The organism is Psychromonas sp., from assembly GCF_047632995.1.
GTDB lineage: Bacteria > Pseudomonadota > Gammaproteobacteria > Enterobacterales > Psychromonadaceae > Psychromonas.
The window spans coordinates 1-17,835 of the sequence record NZ_JBLIEK010000078.1; the positions used below are offsets into that span (position 1 = coordinate 1).

23 protein-coding genes and 1 pseudogene are annotated in these 17,835 nt (G+C 39.0%); 5 read left to right on the forward strand and 19 right to left on the reverse strand.

The genetic code is table 11. The annotated features are described in order from the left end of the window. Window positions 1–61: DUF2058 family protein (locus ACJAT7_RS12800; protein ID WP_415227219.1), on the forward strand; the 61-nt coding region annotated here is incomplete at its 5' end. Window positions 62–139: 78 nt separating this feature from the next. Here the strand turns inward: ACJAT7_RS12800 and ACJAT7_RS12805 are convergent. After that, window positions 140–622: a YajQ family cyclic di-GMP-binding protein gene (locus ACJAT7_RS12805; RefSeq protein ID WP_415227197.1), complete on the reverse strand. Its 483-nt coding sequence runs from the start codon at window positions 620–622 to the stop codon at window positions 140–142. Window positions 623–722: 100 nt separating this feature from the next. Between ACJAT7_RS12805 and ACJAT7_RS12810 the strand changes: the two genes are divergently transcribed. Further along, window positions 723–1,616, forward strand: a complete 894-nt coding sequence (locus ACJAT7_RS12810; RefSeq protein ID WP_415227198.1) for a ketopantoate reductase family protein — start codon at window positions 723–725, stop codon at window positions 1,614–1,616. Window positions 1,617–1,636: 20 nt separating this feature from the next. Here ACJAT7_RS12810 and ACJAT7_RS12815 read toward each other — a convergent pair whose 3' ends face one another. The 5 genes from ACJAT7_RS12815 to yejK all read right to left on the reverse strand — a co-directional run bounded on the left by ACJAT7_RS12815 (window position 1,637) and on the right by yejK (window position 6,064). Next, window positions 1,637–2,896 (reverse strand): COG3014 family protein, encoded by a 1,260-nt coding sequence (locus ACJAT7_RS12815; protein ID WP_415227199.1) that lies wholly within the window; start codon window positions 2,894–2,896, stop codon window positions 1,637–1,639. 88 nt (window positions 2,897–2,984) lie between these two features. Then, window positions 2,985–3,584, reverse strand: coding sequence for a penicillin-binding protein activator LpoB (locus ACJAT7_RS12820; RefSeq protein ID WP_415227200.1), 600 nt, complete (start codon window positions 3,582–3,584; stop codon window positions 2,985–2,987). A 40-nt stretch (window positions 3,585–3,624) separates the two neighbouring features. Continuing rightward, window positions 3,625–3,975: an HIT domain-containing protein gene (locus ACJAT7_RS12825; RefSeq protein WP_415227201.1), complete on the reverse strand. Its 351-nt coding sequence runs from the start codon at window positions 3,973–3,975 to the stop codon at window positions 3,625–3,627. A gap of 17 nt (window positions 3,976–3,992) precedes the next feature. Then, on the reverse strand, window positions 3,993–4,859 hold the full coding sequence (locus ACJAT7_RS12830) for a 6-carboxytetrahydropterin synthase (RefSeq protein ID WP_415227202.1): 867 nt from the start codon (window positions 4,857–4,859) through the stop codon (window positions 3,993–3,995). Between the two features lie 143 nt (window positions 4,860–5,002). Next, complete coding sequence (yejK, locus tag ACJAT7_RS12835) at window positions 5,003–6,064, reverse strand: nucleoid-associated protein YejK (protein ID WP_415227203.1); 1,062 nt, start codon at window positions 6,062–6,064, stop codon at window positions 5,003–5,005. Between the two features lie 152 nt (window positions 6,065–6,216). On the opposite strand from yejK, the gene ACJAT7_RS12840 reads away from it, so the two are divergent. Continuing rightward, window positions 6,217–6,477: a DUF1414 domain-containing protein gene (locus ACJAT7_RS12840; protein ID WP_415227204.1), complete on the forward strand. Its 261-nt coding sequence runs from the start codon at window positions 6,217–6,219 to the stop codon at window positions 6,475–6,477. A gap of 5 nt (window positions 6,478–6,482) precedes the next feature. Next, window positions 6,483–8,276: a DUF3413 domain-containing protein gene (locus ACJAT7_RS12845; protein WP_415227205.1), complete on the forward strand. Its 1,794-nt coding sequence runs from the start codon at window positions 6,483–6,485 to the stop codon at window positions 8,274–8,276. A 183-nt stretch (window positions 8,277–8,459) separates the two neighbouring features. Here ACJAT7_RS12845 and ACJAT7_RS12850 read toward each other — a convergent pair whose 3' ends face one another. The 9 genes and pseudogenes from ACJAT7_RS12850 to ACJAT7_RS12890 form a co-directional block, all read right to left on the reverse strand. After that, on the reverse strand, window positions 8,460–9,344 hold the full coding sequence (locus ACJAT7_RS12850) for a transglutaminase domain-containing protein (RefSeq protein WP_415227206.1): 885 nt from the start codon (window positions 9,342–9,344) through the stop codon (window positions 8,460–8,462). Window positions 9,345–9,499: 155 nt separating this feature from the next. Continuing rightward, window positions 9,500–9,718 carry a hypothetical protein gene (locus tag ACJAT7_RS12855; protein ID WP_415227207.1) on the reverse strand — a complete coding sequence of 73 codons (219 nt, stop codon included), beginning with the start codon at window positions 9,716–9,718 and terminating at the stop codon, window positions 9,500–9,502. A 26-nt stretch (window positions 9,719–9,744) separates the two neighbouring features. Beyond that, window positions 9,745–9,882, reverse strand: a pseudogene (locus ACJAT7_RS12860) (excalibur calcium-binding domain-containing protein); the annotation flags it as partial. A gap of 90 nt (window positions 9,883–9,972) precedes the next feature. Beyond that, window positions 9,973–10,338: a DUF4870 family protein gene (locus tag ACJAT7_RS12865; RefSeq protein ID WP_415227208.1), complete on the reverse strand. Its 366-nt coding sequence runs from the start codon at window positions 10,336–10,338 to the stop codon at window positions 9,973–9,975. A 116-nt stretch (window positions 10,339–10,454) separates the two neighbouring features. Further along, window positions 10,455–10,847 (reverse strand): hypothetical protein, encoded by a 393-nt coding sequence (locus ACJAT7_RS12870; RefSeq protein WP_415227209.1) that lies wholly within the window; start codon window positions 10,845–10,847, stop codon window positions 10,455–10,457. 444 nt (window positions 10,848–11,291) lie between these two features. Further along, window positions 11,292–11,831, reverse strand: a complete 540-nt coding sequence (locus tag ACJAT7_RS12875; protein WP_415227210.1) for a hypothetical protein — start codon at window positions 11,829–11,831, stop codon at window positions 11,292–11,294. Between the two features lie 409 nt (window positions 11,832–12,240). Further along, window positions 12,241–12,954, reverse strand: a complete 714-nt coding sequence (locus ACJAT7_RS12880) for a hypothetical protein (protein ID WP_415227211.1) — start codon at window positions 12,952–12,954, stop codon at window positions 12,241–12,243. A 561-nt stretch (window positions 12,955–13,515) separates the two neighbouring features. Further along, window positions 13,516–14,052, reverse strand: a complete 537-nt coding sequence (locus ACJAT7_RS12885; RefSeq protein WP_415227212.1) for a hypothetical protein — start codon at window positions 14,050–14,052, stop codon at window positions 13,516–13,518. Between the two features lie 118 nt (window positions 14,053–14,170). After that, entirely contained in the window at window positions 14,171–14,632 is a 462-nt protein-coding gene (locus ACJAT7_RS12890) for a DUF2846 domain-containing protein (RefSeq protein WP_415227213.1), read from the reverse strand. 760 nt (window positions 14,633–15,392) lie between these two features. On the opposite strand from ACJAT7_RS12890, the gene ACJAT7_RS12895 reads away from it, so the two are divergent. Beyond that, window positions 15,393–15,518, forward strand: a complete 126-nt coding sequence (locus ACJAT7_RS12895) for a hypothetical protein (protein ID WP_415227214.1) — start codon at window positions 15,393–15,395, stop codon at window positions 15,516–15,518. Window positions 15,519–15,904: 386 nt separating this feature from the next. On the opposite strand, the gene ACJAT7_RS12900 is transcribed toward ACJAT7_RS12895, so the two are convergent. The 4 genes from ACJAT7_RS12900 to ACJAT7_RS12915 form a co-directional block, all read right to left on the reverse strand. Next, the gene (locus ACJAT7_RS12900; RefSeq protein ID WP_415227215.1) at window positions 15,905–16,204 is read right to left on the reverse strand and encodes a type II toxin-antitoxin system RelE/ParE family toxin; all 300 of its coding nucleotides are present in this window, start codon (window positions 16,202–16,204) and stop codon (window positions 15,905–15,907) included. Beyond that, window positions 16,192–16,449, reverse strand: coding sequence for a type II toxin-antitoxin system Phd/YefM family antitoxin (locus tag ACJAT7_RS12905; protein WP_415227216.1), 258 nt, complete (start codon window positions 16,447–16,449; stop codon window positions 16,192–16,194). Before ACJAT7_RS12905 ends, ACJAT7_RS12900 begins: the two co-directional genes overlap by 13 nt. Before the next feature lie 164 nt (window positions 16,450–16,613). After that, window positions 16,614–17,021: a hypothetical protein gene (locus ACJAT7_RS12910; protein WP_415227217.1), complete on the reverse strand. Its 408-nt coding sequence runs from the start codon at window positions 17,019–17,021 to the stop codon at window positions 16,614–16,616. Window positions 17,022–17,139: 118 nt separating this feature from the next. Continuing rightward, a complete protein-coding gene (locus ACJAT7_RS12915) occupies window positions 17,140–17,577 on the reverse strand; it encodes a hypothetical protein (protein ID WP_415227218.1) in 438 nt (145 codons plus the stop codon). Window positions 17,578–17,835 lie beyond the last annotated feature (258 nt).

A 17,835-nucleotide genomic window follows, 5' to 3' on the forward strand; every position in this document is an offset into this window, starting at 1 on the left:
CGCTTTTGAAGACGACGATCCCTATGCAGATTTTGCTGTGCCAGACGATCTTATCTGGTAATTTTTTTAATGCAGCTTAGCGTTTTCAAACGTGAGACAAGCAGTTCGTAAGCGAACTGCTTAATGGTACGTCAGCAGCCTAATCCCGGAAGTTATTAAATTGGAACCCTTGCTCTAGTTCAGTCCCTTTCACTAAGGTCATTACCGCTTGCAAGTCATCACGTTTTTTACCTGTCACACGTAATTGTTCACCTTGAATAGCAACCTGCACTTTCATTTTATTATCTTTAATCAGTTTGACTAATTTCTTAGAAGTGGGTTGATCCACCCCTTCTTTAAATTTAACCGTTTGTGTCCATGTTTTCCCGCTACTGCTTGGGGACTCTAAATCCATCGCACGCGCATCAACACCACGTTTTATCAAATGAACACGCAGCATATCGGCAAGCTGTCTTAATTGAGAGTCATGTTCAGCTGTCAACTTTGCCACATCTTTAACGAAAGAAAAGCTGGCTTTAACACCGCGGAAATCAAAACGAGTGTCAAGTTCGCGATTCGCATTATCGATGGCATTTTTAACTTCAGCCATGTCAATTTCTGAAACAATATCAAATGAAGGCATTTTTTATTCCTGTGTTAACGTTAATATAATGGACCTAAGTTACCAGAAAACACGCTGCTGAGCTATAATCACCCTTCAAAATAATCATTAAGGTAACAAAATGTGGCAAATTATCGGCACAGGTGCAATTGGCTGCTTATGGGCTGCAAATTTAAAGCGTACAGGTCAAGATGTTCAACTTGTTAGTCGTCGCGCTCTATTATCTGACACGCTGCACTATCAAGATCTGCAACAGCAACGCCATCAATTTAAGATATCATCCGCCACGCGCTTAATAAACTCAACAGATCCTCTGCTTGTTTGTGTTAAAGCAACGCAAGTAAAACAGGCGATACAAGAGAGACTGAAAATGATAGGCCCGCAGCAAGTCATTATCTTGATGCATAACGGCATGGGCTGTGCAGAGCAAATTCAAACACTACTGCCTAACAACCCTATAATATGCGCAACCACGGCGAACGCGAGTTTATTACATGCCCCCTTGACAGTCCAACAGACAGGTCTGGGTATCACCTATTTAGGGCCGTTTAATCAGCTGGCAGAGCAATATGAAAATATTGTAGAGCCGTTAAAACTCGCCTTGGGCAACACCTATTGGGTCAAGGATATTAAGCAGAAGTTATGGCTGAAACTACTGATCAATGCAGTGATCAATCCGTTAACGGCGATTTACCAAATTAACAATGGCCAGTTACTCGAATATAGATTTCACCAACAGATTGAAGAGATCAGCCGCGAAGCATTAAAAGTGGCGAGAGCTGAAAATTTGAGTCTAAAAGAAGATGAATTGGTGAAGATTATCAAACAGGTAATAACACAAACCGCACTAAACTATTCATCAATGAATCGCGATATCCATTTTAAACGGGCCACTGAAAATGAATATATCAGCGGTTATTTAGTAAAAAAAGCAGCGCACCATCATCTGGAGATCCCTGCTATTAAATCGCTTTATGAAAAGATAGCGGCGCTGGAAAAACAGTCCGGCTGCTGAATTTATCCGTTATCGCCCTATTATTGTTGATAGTGGAACACCTCATTCGATAAACCATTAATTAATAATACGTTTTCAGAACCACTCTCAATCTTTATTTTTTGCGATAGAGAATGAGGGCTATTGATAACAACCTCATTTTCTGCCGTTTCGATATAAGCAAACTGGATATTGCCAGGGAGCATATTCCAGCTTCTTAAATCAGCGACCTCTGTCAGCAGCGTGGCGATATTTACAAGCGCGCCAAATAGGGAGTCTTGCTGCTCTGCCTTTTTAACCAATTGATATTTGGCTATGGCGCGGGTGGTTGTGAGCAATAAAATAGAGGGATACTCTTTTGATAGATCTTCCCTGACTAATAGATCGACATTCTCAACCAATTCGCTTGTTAACTGCTCGCCCTGCAGCGTTATTTTAGCGCGCCCCATCTGCGCATTGATTGGCGGATAAGCAGGCACAGAAATTCGTATCAGCTGCGAAAAATCATGATTAGGAACGACAATCGAATTTTGTTTTTTTTGACTCACTACACCATCAAAATAGAAGGCGAATACTTGAGTCTTATTACTGTTAGTAGTGGGTGCCGGCAGACTGGGGAACTGTTTTTTATAAGTGGCATATTGATCTGTCGCCCCCAGCTTAAAACTGATGCGCAGCAAAGCTTGCTGCAGGCCGACAGGTAAAGGCAGGCCGCGCTGTTCAATAATACCCGCAGCATCTCTGTAACTAATTAAGGCATTGGACTGCTCATTTAAGAGTTCGTAAATAATGCCGCCTAAAAGATGTGTGCTGGCTAACTGCCCGCTAAGAGAATCTCTATTTGCCAGTTTTTTCATGGCGATATCAGCCTGTAGCATCTCCACACGAGCGCCATAAATATCATTATTAAACAGGTAACTAAGCGCCAACATGTTATGCACCATCACTCTGTCGGTGGGATATCCGCTATAGCTTCGCACCGTTTCATTCAATGTGCCTGCACCAACATTTTCGCTGACAGAGCTCGCTGCCAATGCCGCCATTTCTCGTTTAGCAAGAGAAAAAGTCTCAATCGCTCCCTGAAAATCACCACTCATTAATTGTAAAAAACCAATATTTAGATGAAACTGCGCCTGATCACGCTCAGCAGGCTTGCTCGCTTGTAACTTTTGAAGTACATACTGCGGGGTTTTATTGTGTAATAAGTTTGCTAAATTCTTATTTTCCTGCTGCTGCCGCGCACAGCCGGAAATAATAGTGCAGAGAACAGTACAGAAAATAATGAATAAAAATTTAACCATCTGTTATACCCGGATTAAAGAAGGGATAAGCAATCAGGCACATTATTTATGCACTTGATTGCTGTTAAGGCGGACTTATAACCTAAAATTATTCGCGTAATTTACTGTTTCTAACTAACTTTTTAATCTTTTTCTCACCAATCCATACTTTACGGTTATCTTTAAGACTAATTAGCTCTAAATTAACTTGATAAAAACGCACTTGAGTTTTGCCATCAATATCAATAATGGTATTGATTTGCCCCTGCATCATAAAGTCTGCACCGTACTCCTGCTTGGCCGCTTTGCGGGTATCGTCAGTTGCATTCAGGTCTTGATCGGCACGCTCATCACGAATCTCATTACGCGCTGACGATGAGGCGACAAATTGCACTTTACCCGAGTTAATCAACTCGCGCTCCATATTGGCGACAAAGGTATTGGTATTAATATGTTCATGGCTTAAATTTTTAATTGTGCCAATAATAACAGCGGGATCTTTACCTTCGGCTTTTGCAAAGTTATTGATCCAAGGCCGTGACAGCGAATCTTCAATCATCTCGCGCGCCACTAATTGTGAATCGGTATCATTCCAGGCACCGCTTAAATCAATTACCTCTTGAGTGTCCAAACGTTCAACATAGGTTGAACAGCCACCAAGCATAAAAGCAGCAATTAATACTAAGCCAAGATTTGTTTTTATGTTCATTATCCACTCCAAAAATGTAATTTAAATAACGGCCTAACAATCACGCGGTAACCAATTTTCCCAGTGGTTTTCCACCAAGAAGATGCAGATGGATATGAAACACCTCTTGTCCTGCATCTTTATTGCAATTCATAATCAAGCGATACCCTGACTCGGCAATACCTTCCTGCTTAGCTAATTTTTTTGCCACGCTATACAGCTTGCCAATCAGTAACTCGTCTTCAATTTCAATATCATTAACGGTTGCGATTAATTTATTGGGTATAATTAAAATATGGGTCGGGGCTTGCGGTGAAAGATCCCGAAAAGCGGTCACAAAATCATCCTGATAAAGCATATCAGATGGGATCTCTTTGTTTATTATCTTTCTGAAAATTGTTTCTTCGCTCATTCATTTCTCCTATAAAATTACAACTCTGCAATTGCGCCTTTACCAATGCCTTCATATGCGTAAACGGTCACTTTATCATCGCCTTTTCGCGCTTTGATCTGTTCACAAATATAATTTGCCAGCTCTTCTACTGTAGTATCTCTTGGCAAAACCTCCGCCCTATGTGCTGGCATTAACAACTCAAAATAACCTTGTGGTGCATGATAAGCCGTACATAACTTGTCAATGTCATTTTTTTCTACAATAAATGACAAATCTGATTTTTCAATAATATCATCTCGGCTTACTAAATATATATCCTGCCAGCGGTTTGCCCAATCTTGTACCAGTTCTTTATTATAAATGTCATTGATAAAAATATCGATTTTAGAGCGGTGACCATGCGCTATTCGCTGACAATTACCATGGTGTTTTTTCAAACCATGGGTGTAATGATAAAAAGGAGTCGCAATTTGTTCATTGCGCAGCTTGATCTCTAAATCTAAAATATTATCAGGAAGCTGTAATAAAATAACTTGTTCAAGATAGGTCTCTAACAACTCGACATTAATCGTTTCACTTTCCAGAAAACAATAAGCTTCATTGGGACATTTTAATTGAATAACAGAATGATCAGCCAGTTTAAAATTCACTTGTGCACGCTGTGAGTCAAATACCACACTGCAATCTTCTGAAGCGTGTGGAACCAATAGCTTATGATCCATCTCCATATCAATAATGGCTTTAATCTGTTTTTTCACTAAGGAAAAATCAAGAATCATTGATTGCTCGTTTAGCGTGCCCTGCAAAACAATATCAACTTGATAACTCTCACCTACAAATCCGCGTGTTGCATCTAAATATGACGCATCAATAACAGTTAAATCACGTACAAATAATTTCATTAAAATCTCATCTAATTGTTGAACATCAACACTGTCGTTGACTATCTTATATCCAAATTAGTTAAAGATGCACAATCAGCATCGGCATCTTCAAGTAGTTTGAGGATATTAACTAACATTGTGGCAATGCCGTCAAGTTATTACTAAAACGGAGGACGTTGATCTTGCTCATTTTCCTGTTCAGGCGATAGATTAGCATCGCGTTTTAGCTGCTCACGCAAATTAGGCGGAACCCCTTTGATAGTTAAGGTGTCACTGGCAGGATCGTATTGAATACGCTCACCCAGATGCTTCTGATCAAAACTGATACTTATCCCCCCTCCCTGACCAACATATTTAGTCAGTTTTCTGACCACGCTGCGGTCTGCAGGAAAAGAGGTTTCTAATTGATAATCTTCACTGACAAAATCATAAAAGCTGCCCTCTAATTTTGGTGACTCCTGCATCTGTTCAGATAAGGTAGAAAGATCAATATCATCGCCCTGCTTTAACTGCTCATTACAATATTGGAACGCCACCTCGCGCACTTCCTGCTTTTTGACAACAGGTAGTGCTTCCTTATCGCAGAATTCTTCAACCGCTTTCATCAACACCTGATTTTGTACTTTGGCATCAAAGCCCTCTTCGGCGCCCATAAAATCCAAGAAAAAATCAGCCACCTTGCGCCCAACTCGCCCCTTAATAAATGAGATATAGCGGTTCGATTGAGGATCTCGCGCTAACATAGTTAAATCAATACGGGCAACCAGTTGAATCTTACTGGTTTCAATATGCTGGCTCTCCTGCAGTTCAAGGTTCTCATTGACACTGATAGATTCATTATTTTGTAGCAGGGCAAGCAGAAGATAATCACTTGCCGTCCAGCTATATTTGCTTACTAATAAGATGCCCTGCTCAGCAAAGTCATGTTTTTGTAACTCTTCGACTAAACAACTCGCAGCCTGCTGAGAAAAACTAACAAAATCCAGCTTGCCAGACATCTCCTCTTCTAACGCATGCTGAAATAGCTGCGGTTTTTCTGTCGGCTCGCAGAAAGAGGCAAATGCTTTATTGGTTTTGCTTTGATAGGTACGGTGCAGATCCGTTAAAAGTTGCTCGATAGAGGGCGAGATAGGTAACTCACCCTCTCGCATTTTACACTGCAGCTGCCCTTCTGGGCTGTAATCTAAAGAGTGTAAAATGATATTATTAGCGGAGATATTCATAACGGTTACACCATATTTAAAAAAGAGAGTTAAAAAACAGGTTTGAATTATACACATTGGAAGAGCCAATAATAGTAACCACAGTGTCTAGAAAATAGATTTTGCTAATAAAGTTAAAAACTAGGCCACCTTTTTAATTGGTATGTTATTATATGCAATCATTTTTTATTAGAGTTAACGAATTTACTATGCCCATTATTTCTAAATATTCAAGCCAGAAAATTGAAGATATACTCAATGAAGTCCTTGAGGTATTACATAAAAATGATGTATCCGTTGACTTAAGCTTGATGATTCTCGGTAACAGCATCACCCATATTATTAATAGTAACGTACCGGTCGGCAATCGCGAGCAGCTAAGCGAAAAATTTATTAAAGCTTTTAGCGCATCAATTAATTCAAAAGAACAATAGATAAAATGGTTGAAACTGGTCATAAATTTCACGATAACGTCTCCCGGTTAATCAGCTGGGGGCATTGGTTTACTTTTTTCAACCTGATACTGGTTTCACTGATCAGTCTGCGTTATCTAAAATATGCAGGCATACCCGATTCGGGATTAGGGATTGCCTATCAATTTATCAGTTTAATCGGCCACTTCAGCTTTCTAAGTGCGATGGTTTTCGGAGTGATTTTATTCCCTCTAGCATTTATCATTCCCTTTCAGCGTTTATATCGCCTCAGTGCAATACTGATCAGCACCGCCGCCATTACCTTTCTAATACTTGATACGCAAATATTCAAGCTTTACAATTTCCATCTCAACCCCTTGATTTGGCAGTTTTTGCAACGACCAGAGCAGGTCGAACAGATCTATTCCATTAATTTACACTACATCTCAATTCCAATTATTTTTATTATTGAGTTGGCACTCTCTTTCTTTGTGTGGAAAAAATGCCGTTTTCTACAAGCGAAGTCTATTGGTAAGCCGATCGCAATTTTTCTGCTTTCCGCTTTTATCATCACCCATTTAACCTTTATCTGGGCGGATGCAACACAATACCGCCCCATTACGCAGCAAAAAGCGATTTATCCTCTTTCCTATCCGATGACCGCGCGTACGTTTTTGAAAAAACAGGGCTGGTTAAGTGATGACAAATTACTTACACGTATTCGCCAGCAAAAAGCGAGTAAAGGGATAGAGTTACATTATCCGAGAACGCCTTTAATCTATTCAGAGGGTCAACCAACCCCGCCCGCTAAGAATGTTTTGCTGATAACCGTTGATGCCTTACGTGCTGATATGCTTAACCAAAAAAACATGCCTTTTCTATATCAACTGAGTCAGCAGGGGCTTACCTATCAAAACCATTATAGTGGTGCTAGCAATCGCTCTCAGGGATTATTCAGTCTCTTTTATGCGCTGCCAAATCGCTACTGGTCTGAGGTGACGCTTAACTACATCCCCCCCGTTTTAATTTCGCGTATGGCACAGCAAAACTATCAATTTGGTCTATTTTCAAGCATAGGTTTTCTTCATCCTGAGTTTTTACAAAGCAGTTTTAGCCAGCTCAGAAGCAAAGAGTTACAGAATTACAGCACGGTAAATAACAACACCACCATCACGCACAACTGGAATAAATGGTTTGATGGGGAAAATAACAGCTCAAAATGGTTTAGCTTTTTGCACTATGAACAAGCAAATAAATTGTCGACCGAAAATGGGGCAACGTTAAGCGTAGCGCTACGGGAAGAGAAACTAGCACTCTATCAACAACAGATATTAAGTACAGATCAACAGATCAAATCCGTTATTTCTGCATTACAGAAAAAACAACAGCTGGAAAATACGATTGTATTAATTACCGGTACGCACGGTGCGTCATTTGAAAAAAGTTCCAGTACAGAAGCGACGATTAGTAATGCGCATGTGCCGTTAGTGATGTTATGGCCAGGTAGAGCGCCCCAGCAAATAACACGCATGACCAGCCACCTTGATATTGTACCCACATTAATGCAGTCGTTATTGGGTACCCAATCTAGTGCAGATCAGTACAGCAGTGGCCAAAGTTTATTTGATGAGCAGCCTCGCCAATATCTGCTTTCTGGCGATTTGGAAAAATATGTAATTTATGAACGCGATAAAATCACCCGGTTTTCCACCGATGGCCAGATAGACAGCATCAACTGGCAAGGTAAACCATTAGATGAGGAGCACGTTGATATTACCCTGCTGATAGATGTGTTATCTAAACTGCGCCGTTTCAACTGATATCTTCCTCTCCAGACAAAAAATCCCACCTTGGCGTGGGATTTTTTATGGGAGAAATTCAGCTCTCGTTGCAAATCCCATTTATACAGCAAGAAACAATAAGCGCGCTGACAGTAATAATTGCAAACAGCCTAATCTAACAGCACCAACTGTACGAGTGCGAGTGCAGCCGTCTATTATGCGTTACTGGTACTTTGCGTACAAATCAGTGATTGACGGAGATTTAGACAGACACCAATTTATTGGGAATTTAATTCCTTGTTGCGACTCTACCGCCTGTTTTGCCTTTGCAAAATCAGATTTTTTACTTAAGATTGCCAATTGGTCAAGTAGCGCCATCTCATCGTTATTTTGTATAGGAGTAATATACTCCGGTAAGATTCCCCATCCAGTATCCCAACCGAGCAACTCAATTTTGTTTAATGAAAACAGATCTCGGATTAAATTTCCCTTGATAAAAGGAAGTCCATTTAGGTTCAAAATTCCAAATTTTTCTGGTGTCACATTCCCCGACCTACACAGCTCCCATGCTTCTCCCGCATAGATGAATCGAGAAGATGGAACATCAAAAGGGTTGAAGTCTATGTTAAGAATTTTTAAATGGACATTATCAAGTTGCGCATCAACCATTACCCAGCGAGATTTACTTGCACTCCAAAACTCACAGATCCAATGGTCTTCATAATGGTCTGCAGTGAGATAGCTTGCAAATCCGCATCGGGTACGAGACGGGATACCTTTGGCTCTAAGAATTGCGCATAAAATTAATGAAAAATCCCTACAGATACTAACAACTCGCTGTTTCGGCTCTCTCTTTTTGTCTAAAGGTTCTTGCGTTTTTAACATGGCGAGATCAAGAATATCTTTAGCATATCTTGTCTGCATTTCAGAAAACTTAACAGCATCATCTATTTGGCAATCGTATTTTTCTAGCCAATATGCATGGATCAATAAATTTTGTACAAATTCACATAAGCGTTGTAGATCATCAGGCAGATCTTGGATGAATGAGTTGTAAACTCCGGCATCGGTACATTCACTGACATCCTTGTAAAATAAGCGTTCCATTATACTCCTTAGTGCGTTGTTTGGACTTTAGGTGTCCACTATGCGGGTAACACTATCGCCCTGCTCAGCAGTGAGTAGATTGGTTGGCGCTTCCTCTTGTAGGAAAAAATGCGACAACTGAAATGCATCGCTGCTTTGCTTTGTCAGAATTTGATTTATGATCCAGCAATTAACATTACACCAAGACCTGCTAATTGAATGAAAAATGGCTTTTTCGCGACATCCCAATGCATGACAGTAAACGCCAGCACAACTGGAGTTATTAATAAGCAAGCAATCCCCCAAATAATACTTTCTTTAAATGCTGCAATTAAAAATAGGATTCCACCAATTACTAAGATTAAAACCCCTATTACACCAACAATATCAGCCATTATCTAAAACTCCTTTTGAAAATACGTTAAAAGCGAGAATCATTCTCACAAGGTACCCCCTCATGATCACCATCCATTTTTGTATTGGAACAGTTATTGATAAAGAACAGCGCTTCTGCTCTCGAATTCATTTAACTACAATGCTGACGACCATCACATGAATATTTTTTGTAAACCGCTGAAGATGATTTATCTGGCTTACTTGCTACATTCAACGCCTTGCTCTCCGGTGAGTAGCGTGGTGATCTGTTTTGTTATAAATAGTATCTTTTATTGGAAGTGATTCTTGCCAGCCCTTTTATAATTCTATAAATAGACCAAATCCACACCGCTAACAAAAGAAAATAACCAACGATAACAAAAGCTAACAGAAAGCCAACTATTGACAGTCCAAGCCCCCACCAAAATGTTTTAATAATATTGGAATAGTGATCTTCAAAAAGAGTCCCGCTAGCTTCATCTTTTTTAACCATTGCCCAAACGGCACCTATTATCCAAAATATACCGGTGAATAACCCCGCTACCATTAAACCATAAGCAATAAGTGCGTGGGTTTTAGCGGCATCATCTTGAGAACTTAAGAGAACAGGTTGATTTGTGCTTTGTTGTAATTCTGACATTTTTAACACCTTGGGTTGTCAATTGATTGAAATTCAATAACGCCTCAAACACTGATGCAGAGATTGACGCTGCTTTTCTTTTTGCAAAAACGATAACGTCCGATTTAACCTTGTTGTTAAGTGGCAACAACATCGTCTTCTGTATTACTTTTTAATAAAGTCCATTGTTCTTTAGAAAACATATAATGAGATAGAGTTCCCATACTGCTTTTTTTCCAAGGAGAGCTTTCATATTCGATAGAGTCTAACCAAAGAAAAGCCAACCATTTATTTTTATGTGAAACAGATACTAACGAGCCATTAATACATAACTGATCATTTATAAAAAAAATGTTTTTTCGCGCTATAAAGATAAATCGAACCACGTTGACAAATTTTGTCAACGACATGATTACCAGCAAGGCCCTGTTAGAATAATCAATTAGGGCGCTAAAGAGCAAAGCCGAAGTGAATAATCCATAGATAAACGTATAAACAGCCATGTTTTTAATATTTGGAGTTATCTTCATATTTATTAGTACCTTAATGATGGTGAAAATTATACCACTTAATACTGCAAAAACTGTATCGAGTCCGTGTGCAGTAACTTCTGTTTTTATTTCAGTACGCCAGATTCAATAGCAAGGGGTTCATTTTGAAAAATGGCCAGCACCAATTAGTTTGCCAGAATCCATAACAACGAACTTGAACAAGCTACTATTGAAAACAAGTTGCAAATGTTTTGCCGACTTTTGACCAAGAGGCGCGATACGAAAAAGTTCGGATAATTCATTCCAATCTATTTCATTAAAATTGCTCGACCATGTAAATGCCACTGTAACTCCCTTAAAATATGACGCCGCGTTACACGGCGCTTAAGTTGCTGCTTTTTGTTAGCAATAATTACTTACGCCAATGCTTGCCTTATTTTGCGGCCGGCTGTTTATCGTCATTATTTTCCGCTCAGTAAAAGATCACCTTGGCCGCCAATAATATACGTAAATAGGCGTTCGGTAGATATCTTTAAGTCTGATCACTTTTGTCGGTTGATACAAAGGCAAAGCGAATGTGTTACTCACAATAATAATCTCATTTAATAGTTCGCGTTGCAGTTTTTGATGCAGAGCGGCCATACCGCCAGGGAAAAGATAACAAAATAGAATAGAAGCATTGCTGAGTTCAGCATTGTTAAAATCTTTGCGATAAAGCGTTAGGTTATCCAGACCTAAGCTATATTTTCTAATTATTGAGACCAACCATGGAAACCATGACAGTTCATAGCCTATCACTTGTTGATGTGGGTGGTTACGAGCGAGAGCGATAACGAGCGTTCCCCAACCAGAGCCGAGATCAATTAAAGGACCCTTTGCAGTTCTATCTATTGAAGCAAGCATCGCTTGGCAAGCCTTACCGGAGCTCATCATGGGGGAAATACCCGTTTGCAGCGTGGTCCAAACAATGGATAAGGCAGTCAGCAGCAGCAAAGCAATAAGTATTAGCTCAAGAAACGCCATCTTAACGAGGATCTGGAAGCGGTTGAAATTTCATGTTTTTATTTACACCTAGAGATAATGACTCCCACTAAGGTGCTAGTCTCCAATGCGTGGGTTAGTAATACCAGCGCCATAATAGTTGTTGTGAAACAAACTAAATGGAGGCTAGCATTAATGACAATAACATGATTTTTATCGTGTTAGAGACATATAAAGACTTTGATGAACTAGCTTATTGCGAAGATGAGAGGTTGAGCAAACCCATTCATTAAGGTCGCATTCCCAATACCAAGCAAGCCATTCGGCACCTGCAATTCAACTGCCCGGATGCACCACTGTATTTTCTCTACGCAGCAGATCCTTGCGGGTGTTGGCTTTAGCGTTTGCTCACCGGCCTCGACACAGTTGTTATATCGTGGTCTGTCTCCTATTATTTTCCTTCCTCATCTTCTTCCTCTACATCAGCATGAGCGTCTGCCTCAAAACTCATAATATTTTCCAGCTCGCCAAACCAAAGATATGAACTTGTAATTTCATACTGGCGCTCAGTGTCTGTTGTGGATAGTTCTTTGAGTATCCAAAGTATATTTTTTGCATCAGGGAAGTTCTCTCCACTGATTTTCTCTTCAAAAAGACGATTTAATATTGCAGATTCCTGCAATCCATTTGCAAGCAACCTAACTATCACGGCATGCAGTGAACGATCAAATATCTCAAATGAGTCTTTATTATTTGCACTTATTTTTATAGTAAATTTAACGCCCGTCGGCTCAGTGAACGTGCCATTGTAGGCTTTTCTTAACAGTTCATAAGCATTAAAAAGGCTCATGTGAAAGGCTGGATCTGCATGTACTTCCCAAAGATTTTTTTCAAGCATTTGATGACTGATTTGATCTATCTTACCTTCAGTAATTTCATCTTTTAAAATATGTGTTAAAAGCAATTTAGCGGATTCATGAGGTTCTAAATCATTCAATGACATCAAACACATCTCTTTTAACTCTGAGTCATCCATTCCGTCAAGTTCATCTCCACCTAGATCAATCATAGCTAACAGCGCTTTATAATCATCTGCCACCCAACCATTTTCAATTTCAGAAATTTTCAGAAAAGATAAAATCTCTACATTAAATTCTTTGTTCATTGCAATCTCCTATTTATTAACCTACTAGGCGTATTTTTATTTTTGACCTATACCCATTTGATTCATCCAAAGTGTTTTGGCCGCCAACACAAACAAGTTTTTTGTAGCATTTCAATTAATTTATCATATCAGTCATTGTGCATGATAAGGACCTGAACCGAATGGTATGCATATTCAGCTACTGTTACAGCTAACTTTTAAGCTGTGCATTATCAGAGAAAAGCCGAGTTTAAAATGCACTATCGGCAACGAAGCAATGAGAATTGTTGCATATGCCCGACAAGGCGCGAAACAAAAACATTAACACACACTTTGGAAAAGAGGAATCCGTAGTAAGATGATACAGAGAATCAGTAAAAGTTCTAACCGATAATAGGATAGATAGTAGCTCATGCTTTTCCTATCGCATCCTTCTTAGCGATAGGTGCTCCAATAATATTGAGAACAAGTGTTGCGCCATCCATGATGCAATATGAAGACGTTTTGTTTTCACTTATCTCCAAATAAACATAACGCCGCGTTCGCCAACTGTATCGAGTCTGAGCGCAGAAACTTGGATTTCTAATTTAAAACTTTAGAGAAATAATCATCGAGGGAAATAGATGAATGCCTCGTTTCAGGACTATCACCCAAATTTGTACCCGAATTCACGCCCAAATGTAGATTTTCACCATCAATATAAATCAAACTATATGTCGAGGCCATTTCTGTTATATCCGGACTATCTACAAAAACCGAATTTATACCATAAGTTTCAATACTTTCATCGCTAATAATTTTATCTGTAATTGCAAACTGAGAAGTAAAACTAACATTCTGCATTAACGAATTACATGTAGTATCTGCCACAGCAAACAGTTCAACATTATAGGTAACTTGTAATGTTGAATTGATGCTCAATGTGGAATTATTATACGCGCGAAGTGTTGCACCATCATAGACAGGATAACATTCTCGTTCCCAACTTGTCCCAGATAGACTTTCTACAAATACCGATTTAGCTGTATCAACGACAGGGTCATCTTCACTGCTTCCACCACAAGCGAATAAAATTATTGATGAGCCAAACAGGCTCGCTAGTAGAAATTTCTTGTTCATTGTTACTCCATACTTTGATATAAATCTAATGTATTGCTCACCAACTTACTCGCCAGTGAGTAAGTTGGTGCTGTATTGAATCCGAGTGAAGCAACTTAGATGCAATTGCTACGTACAATTAAGCGCCACACGTCCCTTTTTTGGCTAACTTAAGTTTTAAAACTTCTTTCATACCAACTTCCTTATCAATTTCCTTCAAACCTGCGCCACCAACTAATAACCCCATTTTTATATATTGCTCGACGAAATAAAGTTTGCCACTCTCTGTATTGATAATTAAATCATTTGCAGAAAACTCTGATTCTGTAGAAATCTTATGTTCTTTATTTCCAGCCACTTCCTGATAGAAAAATACACCCGTTGCAGTTTCTCCTATGCATTCATCATCAATCAGGACATCTTTTTTTAGTGAAGCGCCTGCCATTGCATCTTTTCTATATACGTAAATAACAGATGAATCCGCTGAAGGCTGACTAAAATCTTGAGCTGCTTTACTGCTTTCAATCGATTCCATTGGAACAGACGAACAGCCCGATAAAAATGCGGCAGTGATAACGGTTGCTAGTAATAATTTTTTCATGAAATTCCCTTTAAAATTTACGTAAGTGAAAGTACTTACGCTGTTACGATGATTGACTTTATTGCATAACGCCAACAACACTAGGTTGGCGGCGATATTGCTATTTTTTGTAAAAATGACGCTAAGCCGTAAATTACCTTGTTGAACGAAGCCGCTGTGCGGCAGAAAAAACACACAGCCACAATCAAGCCTACAAATAAGGTACCGCCAATATTGACGGCTTTAGTTGCAGCTGTTTATGGAACCACTCGAACCAACTCGGTTTGATGATTTATATCAATCTTACCTCAACGAATTGATCTTACAAGGAAAAACCCCAAAAAAATTGATTGTTACAGTCGATGTTTGCGCCAAGTCGCAGTCTTTTCGATACTTGCCCAGACCAACTCACTATCGAACAACTGAAACGCTAGTTTCTCTACCTTGCCCCCATAAATCCAGGAGCGTCGTTAAAATCTCACGTAATGCAATTCAGTTTTTCTACAAGCATGTTTTAGCTGGGTCAACATCGTTAAACCGTAGTCCATTCAGGATCTGTTATTGTTGCTGAAGTACAGGCAATTTATCAGTGCGGTCATCCGCATCTGCGTTTTGTGCTGCCCGTCGGGGGCTTAATAAACGCAACACATTGTGTGTTGAGCAAAGCCGGTAACCACTTGTTTTTTTTGAGGATAATTTAGCAAAGGTATGCAGGGTGAATTCATTACCTTAATGTGCACAGCGGGTTATTACCTACCCGCTAAAACGCCAACATCCTGGAATGCTGATTGCGAATATGTCGGCAGAGGCGACGACCCGCTACCTGTACCGCAGTGTTATCATCTTACGCCTTGATGACGACCAGGTAACCTTCCGTTACAAAGAGAGTAAGAGTAAACAGATCTAAACCATCACCGAGCACGCTATGCCAAGGTGAAATGCTGCTTTATTTACTGCGCATCGGTACGCGTCTTGTCATCAACAGCAACACGATCTAAAACAAGGACGTGCTCAAACAAAGGGAATTGTGGCGAAATAAACATTAATCAGAAAAGGATACGTGATGAAAGTATAAAAAAGTGTTAATTCAATAAATTGCAGATGGTGACATGTGTGATTGTGGTAACACTCGGCTAGAAAAAAACATCACAAACAACAAGTTCAAGCACCTCGTTCCCCGTTTCAAATATTTACTATAAATAGCAAAGATAAACGCCCGGGCTTGTCCAATAATTAGATTAAGTCGTGGTTCGCGTTGCTCACACGCCCTATCCTTATTGGTTAGCTGTGTAATTACGATAACAATAATAACTTGCGTAAGTCACGTTCTTGCCTCATTACGTGTAAAATAAAAACTTTGTCGTGGTCTATTTTGTAAAATATTCGACAAGGATTAACCACAATTTCTCGATAATTAAGATTGCTTAACTCAAGAGGATTTTTACCCGATTCAGGGAATTCTTCAAGTCGCTCGACTTTGTCAAAAACTTTTTTTACCAATTTTTTAGCCGCATGCAAATTACTTATAGCAATATATTCAGCTATATCATTTAAGTCTTCAAGCGCAGGGTTTGTCCAAATTATTTCAGCCATTTATTCATTTTCTCTTTAGCTTCAATATTAGAGATCGTTTCACCGCGACTTATAGCTAACTCTCCTTTAGCAAGGCCTTCAAGAATTTGCATTCGTTTTTGCATAAATTCATAATCATCAACATCAACAAGGTATGCCGATGGTTGACCATGCTCAGTAATTAATACAGGCTCTTTAGAAGAGTGAAGCTCTGATAAAATTTTCGTAGCTTGGCGCTTCAACGTTGTGACTAATTCAACTCTCATAACTATACCCAATTGTAAAATGTACCATTATAGTAGCACTTTTATGAGTGTCTGGGCAATACAGCTAACGCCATCCATAAACGGCATAAAATAGCTGGCTATTCTTTTGAGGCACGAACAAAAGCCTGCTGTTTTATGTCCGATTTAATTGCCTTGTTACACGTTTAGTGGTCAATAAAGAGAGCTTCCAAACCTGGTTTAGCTATTTTGGTATCAGGAAGATATAAATAACAAGTTACTCGAGCGTAGTTATCCAAATCGCTACTCCACAGGCAAGTTTCTTCATAATTGATACTATTTTCAAAAAACTTAATTCGTAGAACTTTAGAGTCACCATTTAAAGTAAACTTAAAGTTCGCCTGCCCAATGGTAACTTTTCCATTGATAGTTCTTTTAACTTGCAACTGATTATTTTCTAAATATATAGAAACATTACCACTGTAAGTAGTTTTAGTATCAATCCCTTGCCCAATCAGCAAATAGTTTCCGACTACAAATCTAGAAAGAAAGTCATCTTCCGCGGTTACTGCGAAAGGAATTATCATCAAAATTAGAGTGAAAAATTTAATCATATAATCTACGAGTAACGCCTAGCTAACCGGCGAGTAAGTTGGCGTTGTTTTTGCTGCTTTTTCTTTTAGCAAAAACCGCGACAACTGTATCGAGTCCGCGTGCAGTAACTTGTTAAATTTAGTTACTAAAATATTTTTTAGCGCGTTTAGTTTCTGCTTTTGTGGGTGTATATGTAACCCAACTATCTTCCTCTTTCTTTTTATATCGGACAACACCTGCGTCAACATCAAATTCATAGTGTGGATATACTTCTCGCAAGTTAAAAAACATTGCCGGCGCAAAAAACATTATATCCGCAGCAAGGTATCCGCCATTAAATTTTAATGGCATCAAACCATATATAGGTTCTTTACCATCTAAAGTTGCTTTAAATACATACTGCCCAAAACTGGTTGTGGAATACGTTTGCGAAGCGTTCTCGGCAATCGTGATTGGTTCATTCTTATTTACCCTCAATTCAACTTCTTTATCCATAGATTGAAAGGATGTGTGAGCAGAACAAGCTGATAATATACATGCAGCACTTAGCACACTAATCAGTTTACTTTTTTTCATTCTATTTCCCTTTTTATAGTTAACTTTTCCATTTAAAATAAATCAAGTTACGAGGATAAGTTCCAACAAATTTAATAGCTTTATAGACATCACAGTGCACGAAAAGCTGAGCACCTATCTCTCTTTAAATCATCAGGACAATATCTACTTAGCCTCATCAAATCAACATTTTAAGTAACAGTTTAGTAAATTATTGATTTGATAAAGGTGTTAACGTGATACTTGTCCCATTTTAAAAAAAGATCATAACATATTAAT